The 9,809-nt window shown below is 65.0% G+C and carries 8 protein-coding genes, 1 tRNA gene and 2 pseudogenes; 5 read left to right on the top strand and 6 right to left on the bottom strand.

What is annotated here, in order from left to right:
• Positions 1-480, top strand: a pseudogene (locus Q0Q36_RS24265) (septum site-determining protein MinD); the annotation flags it as partial.
• A 2-nt stretch (positions 481-482) separates the two neighbouring features.
• Positions 483-749: a cell division topological specificity factor MinE gene (gene minE / locus Q0Q36_RS24260; protein WP_265060491.1), complete on the top strand. Its 267-nt coding sequence runs from the start codon at positions 483-485 to the stop codon at positions 747-749.
• A gap of 30 nt (positions 750-779) precedes the next feature.
• Here the strand turns inward: minE and Q0Q36_RS24255 are convergent, their stop codons facing one another.
• Complete coding sequence (locus tag Q0Q36_RS24255) at positions 780-1,298, bottom strand: hypothetical protein (protein WP_293802315.1); 519 nt, start codon at positions 1,296-1,298, stop codon at positions 780-782.
• Between the two features lie 320 nt (positions 1,299-1,618).
• On the opposite strand from Q0Q36_RS24255, the gene Q0Q36_RS24250 reads away from it, so the two are divergent.
• Positions 1,619-1,695 (top strand) — tRNA-Arg (locus tag Q0Q36_RS24250).
• Here Q0Q36_RS24250 and Q0Q36_RS24245 read toward each other — a convergent pair.
• The 4 genes from Q0Q36_RS24245 to Q0Q36_RS24230 form a co-directional block, all read right to left on the bottom strand.
• A complete protein-coding gene (locus Q0Q36_RS24245; protein ID WP_293802317.1) occupies positions 1,666-3,285 on the bottom strand; it encodes a recombinase family protein in 1,620 nt (539 codons plus the stop codon). The genes Q0Q36_RS24250 and Q0Q36_RS24245 overlap by 30 nt on opposite strands.
• A 493-nt stretch (positions 3,286-3,778) precedes the next feature.
• Complete coding sequence (locus Q0Q36_RS24240) at positions 3,779-5,746, bottom strand: AAA family ATPase (protein WP_293802313.1); 1,968 nt, start codon at positions 5,744-5,746, stop codon at positions 3,779-3,781.
• Positions 5,743-6,234: a hypothetical protein gene (locus Q0Q36_RS24235; protein WP_293802311.1), complete on the bottom strand. Its 492-nt coding sequence runs from the start codon at positions 6,232-6,234 to the stop codon at positions 5,743-5,745. Before Q0Q36_RS24235 ends, Q0Q36_RS24240 begins: the two co-directional genes overlap by 4 nt.
• 104 nt (positions 6,235-6,338) lie before the next feature.
• Positions 6,339-7,256 carry a hypothetical protein gene (locus Q0Q36_RS24230; RefSeq protein WP_293802309.1) on the bottom strand — a complete coding sequence of 306 codons (918 nt, stop codon included), beginning with the start codon at positions 7,254-7,256 and terminating at the stop codon, positions 6,339-6,341.
• A gap of 478 nt (positions 7,257-7,734) precedes the next feature.
• On the opposite strand from Q0Q36_RS24230, the gene Q0Q36_RS24225 reads away from it, so the two are divergent.
• Together Q0Q36_RS24225 and Q0Q36_RS24220 are read left to right on the top strand one after the other, a co-directional pair.
• A complete protein-coding gene (locus Q0Q36_RS24225) occupies positions 7,735-8,235 on the top strand; it encodes a hypothetical protein (protein ID WP_293802307.1) in 501 nt (166 codons plus the stop codon).
• 92 nt (positions 8,236-8,327) lie between these two features.
• Positions 8,328-9,350, top strand: a complete 1,023-nt coding sequence (locus Q0Q36_RS24220) for an ImmA/IrrE family metallo-endopeptidase (RefSeq protein ID WP_293802305.1) — start codon at positions 8,328-8,330, stop codon at positions 9,348-9,350.
• Here the strand turns inward: Q0Q36_RS24220 and Q0Q36_RS24215 are convergent.
• Positions 9,347-9,809: pseudogene (locus Q0Q36_RS24215) on the bottom strand (hypothetical protein); the annotation flags it as partial. The gene Q0Q36_RS24220 and the pseudogene Q0Q36_RS24215 sit on opposite strands and share 4 nt — an antisense overlap.

Below are 9,809 nucleotides of genomic sequence, written 5' to 3'. Positions count from 1 at the left end.
TTCGACTGGGTGATCTGCGACAGCCCGGCCGGCATCGAGCGCGGCGCGACGCTGGCCATGCGCCATGCCGATATCGCGATCGTCGTGACCAACCCGGAAGTCTCCTCGGTGCGCGATTCCGACCGGATCATCGGCCTGCTCGATTCCAAGACGCTCAAGGCCGAGAACGGCGAACGGATGGAGAAACACCTGCTGCTCACCCGCTACGACCCCCTGCGGGCCGAACGCGGCGACATGCTGAAGGTCGATGACGTCCTCGAGATCCTCTCGATCCCGCTGCTCGGCATCATCCCCGAGAGCATGGACGTGCTGCGCGCCTCCAATATCGGCTCGCCCGTCACGCTGGCCGACCAGGGCAGCGCCCCGGCCATCGCCTATTTCGATGCCATCCGTCGCCTCAAGGGCGAACAGCTCCCGGTCACGGTCCCCGGCGAGAAGCGCGGCTTCTTCGGCAAGTTCTTCGGAAGGAAGGCGGCATGAGCATGAATCTGTTCCGCCTCTTCTCCCGCCCCCGCTCGGCCCCGGCCGCCCGGGAAAGGCTGCAGGTCCTGCTCGCCCATGAGCGCGCAACTGCCGGCGGCGATGCCGATCTGCTCGGCAAGCTGCGCGACGAAATCCTGCGCGCGATCTCCAAGCATATGCAGATCGACGACGACAAGGTCAGCGTCCGCATGGAGCGCGGCCCTCAGGTCTCGACGCTCGCCGTCGATATCGAGGTGCCGTTCGACGCCGGCAAGAAGGCGGCGTAACCGCCGAACATTCCTTCGGGCGCGTAGCGGCTAGGCCGTTGCGCGCCCGATGATGTCATCGACCTCGTCGCGATCGATGCGGCGTTGATCGGATAGTCTCCGGGCAATCCTGGCCTGAGCCGCCAGCATCGCCGGCCGGTAGAGAATGGCGGTGGCGGCCGTCGAACAGCGTGCCCGCAAGGCGGCTTCATCCGGCACCTGCAACAGGGCGAGATAGGGGGTCATCTGCCGCAGGTCATCCTCGTGAGAGGAGATCGCGCCCGGATACCATTTCAGCCCTTCCGCGTTCCAATAGATCATCTCGCCGCAATAGCCGGCGGACAGGATGGTGATCTCGACCTCCGCGCGCTGCCGGTCGACTGGGCTGCCGATCTGGAACCCGCGCGTGTAGGGCTCGAAACAGGTTTCGCCGGAGAAGCCGTAAGGCGGTCGCAGCCAGGCGTGGGTGATGTAGCGCCGATGCTCCCAGCCGACGACGATATGGCCGGCTTCGTGAAACGCGCAGGCGGCGCGCCGGATTTCCGGAGGGATGTCGTCGAGAATCGGCATTCAGCCTCAGTGTCACCGGCCGTGACGTCTCCGCAACGACCCTTCGCGTCTTGGACGCCATCTAGCTCGGCCGAGCTCTTATCAAATCAGCCAATCGTCCCGATGCGTCAGGCTCACAGTCAAGCTATCGAGAGCCCACCGTCCCCTTCAGCGCATACTGGTGATCGATCAACGGTCAGCTCTACACTCACTCCTCGCCACAGCCGCGGCGCCCGCGACACGATTCGAACGTGCGACCTTTGCCGTCTCGGGCTCTTGCTCAAATTCAAAATCCCGCATTGCCGAAGCAGCAGGGATCGGCTATCCAGCCTGCACGGTTAGCGCCCGTAGCTCAGCTGGATAGAGCGTTGCCCTCCGAAGGCAAAGGTCACACGTTCGAATCGTGTCGGGCGCGCCATTCACGGTCAAAGCTGGGCACCATGGTGCCGGCCTTGACATTTCCCTGAACGAGACCTTCCGCGAGAGCCTGCTTGGGGCCGAGGATGCGGATTTCGTCCGGGCCGATCACCACGCGTTCGACGAACAGATGCAGCCAGGCGCGGCGGAACGCCGGATCCGCGCTGCGCAATTTCTCCCGCACCTGCTGCGAGAACGCGGCGACCCGCTCATCCGAGATGCGCGTGCTGTGGAGCACGCGGCGATTCTTCAAGCCGCGGATCCGCTCCTCGCTTTCGCCGATGCGCAGCTTCACATCGGCGATCCGCTGCGCGAAGGCTTTGTCCAGCATGTCGACGATCCCTTTCTCGATCGCGAGATAGAGGCGTTCGAGCCCGGCCTTGTCGTTGTTGAGCGAAGCCTGCAGCCGCGCGATGTCCTTCTCCAGGGCTTCGACGCCGGCATTGGATGCGTCGATCACCTGGCCCATCAGGCGCTTCAGCCGCGGCGGCGCGAACACCTCCACCTCCATCGCCGAGAGCACGGCCTCGTCGACTATATCCATGCGCACCGACTGGCCCCGGCAGGATAACTTGCCCTTGTTCGCCTTGTTGGCGCAGGTCAGGTAGCGATAGGTCCCGCTCTTGCCGGTCCTGAGCTGCATTCCGCCCCTGCAATGCTCGCAGATGGCGATGCCGGAGAGCAGCGTGGGGCCGGTGGTCAGGCGCGGAGCCCGCACGTTCGGCCGATTGTCGCGCAGCGCCCGCTGGGTCGCGAGCCAGGTCTCCATCGGGATGATGACGGGAACCCTGACCTTGATGTGCTCGCTTTCGGGTCGCAGCTTGCGGGTGCGGCTGTCGATGCAGTTGTAGCGGAAGGTGCCGGTATAGACCTCGCCCTTCAGGATCTTCTCGACCGCGCTCGTGTAGAACGGCTTGCCGCGGAAGCTGTAGCCGTGGCTGTTCAGGTAGGCGACGATCTTCTTGATCCCCATCGGCCCCGAGCCGTCGCCCTCGCGATACAGCCTGAAGATCAGGCGAACGACCGGCGCCTCCTCGCCGCTCTCCACGAGAACCTTCTTCTTCTTGCTGCGCAGGACGAGCGCGACAGCGGTCTTGTAGCCAAAGGGCGGCTTCGCCCCGTTCCAGTAGCCGGCCTCGGCATTGGCCGTCATCACGGTTCGCACCTGCTCGGCGTTTTGATCCGAGGCATGTGCGTCGAAGGCCGCGAGCATCGTCAGAAGCAGCTTGCCGTTATGTCCGTCGGGCAAAGCCTGGGTAGCCGAGATCAGGCGAATGCCCCGGCTTTCGAGTTCGGAATGGTATTTGAGCAGCAGTTGGGCATTCCGGAACAGGCGCGAGGAATGGTAGACGATCACCGCCCCGACATCGTTCGCCGGATCGCGAATATAGCGCATCATCGCCTGGAACTGCTCGCGGGTCTCCGTGCGCCCGGTCAGGCCGCGGTCGCAGAAGGTCTGCGCCAGCGCAAAGGCGTTGAGCTCCGCACAAGCAGCGACCTGCCGCTGCTGCTCCGGCAAACTCATGCCCTGCTCGGCCTGCCGACCCGTACTCACCCGCAGATAGGCCACAGCCTTCTGCCGGGACGACATCCCGTCAGAAGGAGAGCGGTGATCCGGCATCTTCATCGTCATCCCTATCCAGTTGCTTCGACCGGTCTGCCTCGCCCAGGCAATCGCCCATCCAGAAGAGAAGGAGCCTGACCTCCGCATCCGAGATCGGCAGTCCAGGATCGAGAGCCAGCGACACAGGCCAGGGTTCGCCAGTTTGCCTGGCGTGGGGGCGGGCTTCTCCATGTCCGGCGCCGGCTACCGCGCCTTGCTCGATCGACCGCGTTTGCGTGCCAGGCACGCTGCCCGCGGCGGGGCCGGGATATTTGCACCTCACAGCGGGCCGTGACGTCCGGCATCGACCGACGGTCTACGACCCGGGGGCGACCGCCGGCCGATGCCGGAGGGTTTTCCTCACCTTCCCCAGGCGGCACGCCGGAATCCCCTCGCTGGGCGAGCGAATTCGGCGTGCATGAACAGGGTTGATCGGATCCCGGAATGGCACAAGCGCTTTTTCGGGCTCGTGCATGCGCCCTCATCCGCCGGGGCGCGGCCGGTCCTGTCCGCGGCCGAGCCGCGGCTCGCGCCGCCTCGACAGCGCCGGCTGGAGCGCGATCTGATCCGCCAGCGCGACGCCGTCGAGGACGAACCTGCCCACCAGCGCGTCTGCGACCCGTTCGATGACGGCCCTGTTCTCAGCGACGAGGCGCCTGGTGGAGACCATGAGCCCGGCGAGCTCCTGATCGATGGCATCGGCAAGGGACCTGTCGCGGGCGACGAGATCGAGCACCTGGTCCGGCGCGGCACGGGTGACGAGGCTGCCGGCCAGGCCGAAGCTGAGGCGCGCGGCGGCGAGCAGCCGGGTCGCTTCGATGAGATCGCTGGCGGCGCCGGTATCGGCCGAAGCCCCGAACAGTTGGTTCGCCGCTCGTCCCGCCAGCAGAATCTTGATCCGCGCCTCGATCAGCCCGCGGTCGGACACGCTCGGCAGGTGGACATCCGTCCAGCCGCCGGCATTGCCTTCGCCACGGATCGTCACCGAACTCACGGTGTGGCCGAGCAGGTGCGCAACGACGGCATGTCCGGCCTCGTGGATTGCGACATGGCGAAGCTCCCCCGGCGGGCGCGGATCCGCGGGCATGATCGCGGTGCGCAGATCGGCCTCTGTCAGTTCCCTCTTTGCTGCTCGTGCGAAGCGTCGGGCTTCCCGCACCACGCCCGCAACATCCGCTCCGGTCCTACCGGGCATGAGCCGGGCCAGCGCGCCCGTATCGGCCTCCGGACAATCATCTCCGAGATGCGAGCGCATGATGCCAGCAAGGCCGGCCGCATCCGGCGGATCGATCCGGAACTGCCGGTCGAAACGGCCCGGCCGCAGTAAGGCGGCGTCGATATTGGCGAGAAAGTTGGTCGCACCAAGAAGAATGACTCCGTTCTTCGCTTCTCTGATATTAGAGAGCGCCAACAGAACGCCTCCAATCGCAGAGCTCCACCAACTTTTGTTGCGAGAATCTAATTGAGCGCGATCAGGTAAACTATCTAATTCATCAATAAATAGAATACATGGAGAACTATTCTTCGCTCTCGTGAATACATCCGCAACCTGCTGCAGGAAGTCGCCGAGCGCGCCCTCCTTGTGCTGGAACCAGGCTGCGACGCTGGTCTCGATCAGGGGAATGCGAGCGGTCTTGGCGAGGCTGCGCGCCAGCGTGGTCTTGCCGGTCCCGGGCGGTCCGTAGAACACGGCCGATTCGAGCTCGCCGGCGGACAGCGTCCCGGCCCGGACAGCTTCGATGTCGGCCAAGGTCCCCAGGCACCAGTCGCGCGCCGCGCCGTACCCCGACAGATCATGGAGCAGCGGCGTGGAGTCGTGGCTCGTGCTGACACTGCGCGTCGCCGCGGCTGCCCTGAGCCGCCTGACGCAGGCCCCAGGCGTGGTCCGCGGCCGCAAGGCCGCGGCTAGGTCGAGCAGGTCGAGTCCGCCGATGTCCATCGCTGTGAGAGCCGGAACGCGAGCGCGGCCGGTGTGGAGCCTGATCGCCCGGCGCATCAGCGCCGGCGTCGGCGCCGGGATGGCCATGACGACGTCGGCGGCGGCGCGCAGGAGCGGCGGCAGCTGCGTGTCGGGATCGGAGGCGATGCCGAAGACGCTCTTGCCGTGATCGAGCGCGTCAACGATCAGGGCCTCCTGGGCCGACCAATCCTTCCTCCTGGCCTTGCCCTCGATGATCTTGGCCGCAGGGTCGTTCTCGTGCACGAAATCATGGATCGGATCGATCCAGGCGTCGCTCGGGACCCGGATGATCGCGGCCAGCGTCGCTCCGGCCGGCAGGCTGCGCAGATCGCCCCCCGTCTTGATTGCCTGCCAGGACAGGTCGAGCAGCAATCCGATGGGCGAGAGGGCGTTGCCCTTGGCCTGATCCGGTTCGGGCGTCTCGACCTCGGGCTCCGGCCCTTGCAGGAAGGCGAACGCGTCGTCGTCGTTCTGGTCGGTCGCGCTCATGACAGCGCCTCCACCAGGGCCTGGACGGCGGCACGGCGGATCTCGGCGCGCGAGGGGCCGCGCCAGGAGCGGGTCAGCGCCTCGACGTCCTCGCCGAGATAGCGGCGCCGATCGAGCGTGAAGGCCAGGGTCGTCTTCGCCGCGGGCGAGCCCTTCAGCGCATGCCAGAGCAGCATGCTGAGCACGACGTCGTGGCGATAGGTGTCGAGGACATCGATCCCGCAAAGCTTCAGAGCCATCGCCACGGCGGCGGCATCGTCGCCGGCGAGCGCCTCCTGCCAATGCTCGACGCCGAAGGGCCGTGCCGCGGCGAGCAGATCGCACAGCGCGGCGCGCTCAGGCTCGCCAAAAGCATCTGCCGGCAGTCGCCGCCAGAGTTGCTGGGTCGGGATCGTGGTGTCGGCTTCCGAAGCCGGCGGAAGCTCGGGCGTGGTGTCGGAGGGGAAATGCGTCTGCCGACGCGGGAATGCGAGAATGGCGTTGGCCATGGGACAAGGCTCCGGCGATCGCCGGGCACGCAGGCACCGGCGTCGCGATAGAATGAAAAGGAAGGGCGCGGCCGGCGCTCAGCGCAGCCGGACGCAAAGCACTCTCAGAGGGCGCGCCAGACCGTCGGCGGGGCATTGGTGCCGGACGCCAGCCTGGCACCATTGGTCAGCGACGGCACCGCTATGTCTCGCGTCAGGCGCTGAAACGACCCTGCCGGTTCGAGCAGGCCGAGCTCGCGCAGCCGAGCCCGCTTGCGCGACACGCCGATCTGATCGGACGTGTCGGCGGCAGCCGTCAGAAGCGAGCCGCGCTTCAGCACGGTCCAAGGCCCCTGGACGGCCGCCTCGGCCCGCAGGCCGCCGCGCTCCAGCACGAAATGCAGTGTCGCCGGGCTTCGCAGCAGATCCGCCGGGAAACCCTCATCCCAGCCCTGCCGGACCGCCCCGCTGCCAATCGTGGCGGACAGCTGGTTGATCGGCGCGGCGGCCTCAACCGCACGCTCGGCTGCCAGCGCGAAATCGGAATCGAACACGGAACAGCCGGCGGCGAGCAGCAGGGGCGGCAACTCGCCGAGCCAATGCAGCAGGTCCCGGTCGCGGGCGGGATCGAGGGCCGGCACCCGCAGCGGCGTACCGACCACCGGCATGACGCCGGCCTTGCGCACCGCCTGCGTCAGGATCGCCTCCAGCGTCGTGATCGCATCCGAGTTGAAGCCCGGGCTCGCGATCGCGAAGATCTGGTCGATCCGCGGCATCGGCATGGCGCGGCGATGGTCCCTGAGCCGGGCGTCGAGACCGGTGGTCTTGCCGATGCGTGCCTCGCTCCCGGTCAGGACGTAGAGGCAGGCGCCGGAGAAGAGCGGCAGGGCAGCGAGGCGCCGGGCATGGCGCCAGGGCGCAGCACCGATCGCGAGCGTGCTGGTCGGCGTGGAGACGATCCGCACCGAAGCCGGCAAGCCGGGCACGGTGCGGACATGCATGGTCGTCGGCGCCGCGGGCGCCGTCGGGTCGAACATGATCATGAGAAAATCCCTTCGAGCCGCGCCACATCCCTCGCCGGCGGTTCTCCCGCGGCGGTGAGCGACTGGCGTCGGCAGCGTGGATCCGGCCGCCTCAGACGAGGCTGCGGATAACCTGGCTGCGGTTGAAGGGAAGCCCGGTCAAACGGGGCGCGGTCACTTCCGTGCCCAGGCACGGGTCGATATGATGGCGCTTAGCCATGGGTGGATCATCCTCATACGATGATCGCCTTGTGGTCAGGCCGCCATCTCCGCGCCAACGGAGGTGGTGGCCGCCTGATTGCACGCGGCGCTATTACCCGGCCGCAGGAGCGCGACCGGCAAACGCAGCCTGCCGGATCCCGTAAAGCTCCGCAACAGCTCCTCGATCGTATGGATAACGGGTGGCTGCCCGCGAAGGCGTCGAACGCTGCCCGGCGCTCCTCAACGGGCAACTCTGGCCCCTAGCGGACTCCTTGAAGGTCCGCTTCTCGGCACTTCGATGATTGCACATTATCTGATTGTGTTGAAAAACGCGGCGCCCTCGCGCTTCGCGATTGCACGACTGCAACCGCGGGTACTTTTTTACGCAGCGTCATGCGGTATGTTGCATCGTTTCGTCGCGTACCCGATTCGCTGTTCCTTAGCATTGCGTGAGCTGCTGGCCGACGGACGATCAATCTTGGAATTCACATTTGGACTGGCCAAGATGCGAGCGATCGCCTTCGACCGGAAAGCGGCACAGAAGTCGCTCGGCGACGATCTCGCAGAGGCCTTTCTCAGCCTTGTAGCGGATATGGGGAACGCTATGTACCTGGATGAACTGGTCGACCCTCCGGCAGCCGTTCGGTCTGATCCTGTTATCCTGGAATATCAGCTCGGCCCGGATTGCATCCTGGAGGTTCAGCCCATAGGAGTCCACGCTGTTGACATGACGAACTGGGCGACGGCCCACCGGGTAAAACTGGTCCGGATCGTCCAAAATGGTGCGCAGTTATTATGAGAGCCGAGCCGAATTGGGCGTCCCCGCCAGGCGCCACCATTGCCCGGGTCATAAAGACGCGCGAAATCGACCCTTCTGAATTTGCTGACGTCATGGGCCTGAAAGCCCATGAGTTCGAGGCGCTGCTCCATGGCAAGCTTCGCCTGAACGAAAAGCTGGCCGAAGCTCTTGCCGAGCAACTCGGCTCGACAGCGAGGTTTTGGCTTGCTCGCGACAAGGATTACCTGAAGGAGCTCGCCAGGCTCGGCAATGCGGATATCACAGCGATCGATCAGTGGGCGCAATCCATGCCGGTTGCCTCCATGAGGCGTTTCGGATGGCTTCCCGCCGATAGCCGGGCAAGATCGGTCCGCAACAACGCCCTCCTGTCATTCTTCGATTGCAAAAGCATCCAGGAGTGGGGGCAGCGCTATTCTGCAGGGGTTGGCGCAGTCGCCTTCCGGAAATCGCTAGCATTCGCATCCGATGGTATGGCGACACTGGTCTGGTTGCGTGCTGGCGAGGCACAGGTAGCCTCGCGCCCAACCGCCCAGTTTGACCGCGACGAGTTCAAACACATTTTGCCATCGCTGAAGCGGGTGTCAGCCTTCAAGCATCCTGCTACTATCCTCCAACGGTTGAGAGAAGCGTGCGCCGTTGTGGGGGTGTCGATTACGACTGCCCGTGCTCCTGATGGTTGCAGAGCGAGCGGCGCCTCATGGTTCGACGCAAAGGGTCGGCCGGTTATCCATCTGAGCTTTAGGCATCTCTCAGAGGACCATTTCTGGTTCACCTTCTTCCACGAAGCGGCTCACATCATTCTTCATGGCCAGACCCACATTGATGGCGATGGCGTCGAGGTTATGGGGGCAGACACTGAGACCCAGGAGGACGAAGCCAATGCTTACGCACAGGAGATCCTGCTGCCCGACGACGTCCGCCAGGATTTGCTCGACAAGCAGGCTTTGAACGCCAAAGCCATCATGCAGGCGGCAAAAGCCGCTAAAGTGACGGCAGGAGTGATCGTGGGCCAGCTCGAAAGGGCCGAGGCCATCCCGCACGGCAAGTTCTCGTTCCTGAAACATCGCTATCGGTGGAGCACGAACTCGCACGTTCCGGAGCTCGTCGCGAGCTAGCCCTTGAAATAAACGTACCTCTCCGGGCTTTTCTGCCAATTGCAGAGGCTATCCTCGAGGACTTGCTTCCCCACGGTGAGATAGGGATCCAGGCCGTCCACGCGATCGCCCAGAGCCTTCGCTCCGGTCTGAAACGCTCGGTTGCCGTGAAAGAGGAGCTTTGCCCCTGATAGCGGTCCTGTAGCGCCTGGCAGATACACGCTGCCGGGTTCGATGGGGGCCAGGTGAAGCTTTCCGAGCATCGTCAGGAAATCGAAATTCCCCAAGCGACCAAACCCATAAACGTCCTTCATCGATCGATACAGCGCGTCGAAGGCTTGGATCGGTTGCTGGCCAACCCTCTGATGAATCGATCGGACTTTTGCGTCAAAGCCGCCGTTCTCGAACTGCCAGGCATGAAAGGACTGTGCACGGCGGTGAGAAAACCATCCAGTGGAGCGCCTGCGTTTGTGCCGGCGC

The organism is uncultured Allobosea sp. (assembly GCF_945957345.1).
GTDB lineage: Bacteria > Pseudomonadota > Alphaproteobacteria > Rhizobiales > Beijerinckiaceae > Allobosea.
The sequence above is the reverse complement of the archived record's forward strand: the minus strand, read 5'-3'. Positions and strand labels throughout refer to the sequence as shown.

What these genes read in the sequence shown, in the direction of transcription:
- minE (WP_265060491.1), top strand. Translation starts at nt 483, where the DNA reads ATGAATCTGTTCCGCCTCTTCTCCCGCCCCCGCTCGGCCCCGGCCGCC.
- Q0Q36_RS24255 (WP_293802315.1), bottom strand. Translation starts at nt 1,298, where the DNA reads ATGCCGATTCTCGACGACATCCCTCCGGAAATCCGGCGCGCCGCCTGC.
- Q0Q36_RS24245 (WP_293802317.1), bottom strand. Translation starts at nt 3,285, where the DNA reads ATGTCGTCCCGGCAGAAGGCTGTGGCCTATCTGCGGGTGAGTACGGGT.
- Q0Q36_RS24240 (WP_293802313.1), bottom strand. Translation starts at nt 5,746, where the DNA reads ATGAGCGCGACCGACCAGAACGACGACGACGCGTTCGCCTTCCTGCAA.
- Q0Q36_RS24235 (WP_293802311.1), bottom strand. Translation starts at nt 6,234, where the DNA reads ATGGCCAACGCCATTCTCGCATTCCCGCGTCGGCAGACGCATTTCCCC.
- Q0Q36_RS24230 (WP_293802309.1), bottom strand. Translation starts at nt 7,256, where the DNA reads ATGATCATGTTCGACCCGACGGCGCCCGCGGCGCCGACGACCATGCAT.
- Q0Q36_RS24225 (WP_293802307.1), top strand. Translation starts at nt 7,735, where the DNA reads ATGATTGCACATTATCTGATTGTGTTGAAAAACGCGGCGCCCTCGCGC.
- Q0Q36_RS24220 (WP_293802305.1), top strand. Translation starts at nt 8,328, where the DNA reads ATGGGCCTGAAAGCCCATGAGTTCGAGGCGCTGCTCCATGGCAAGCTT.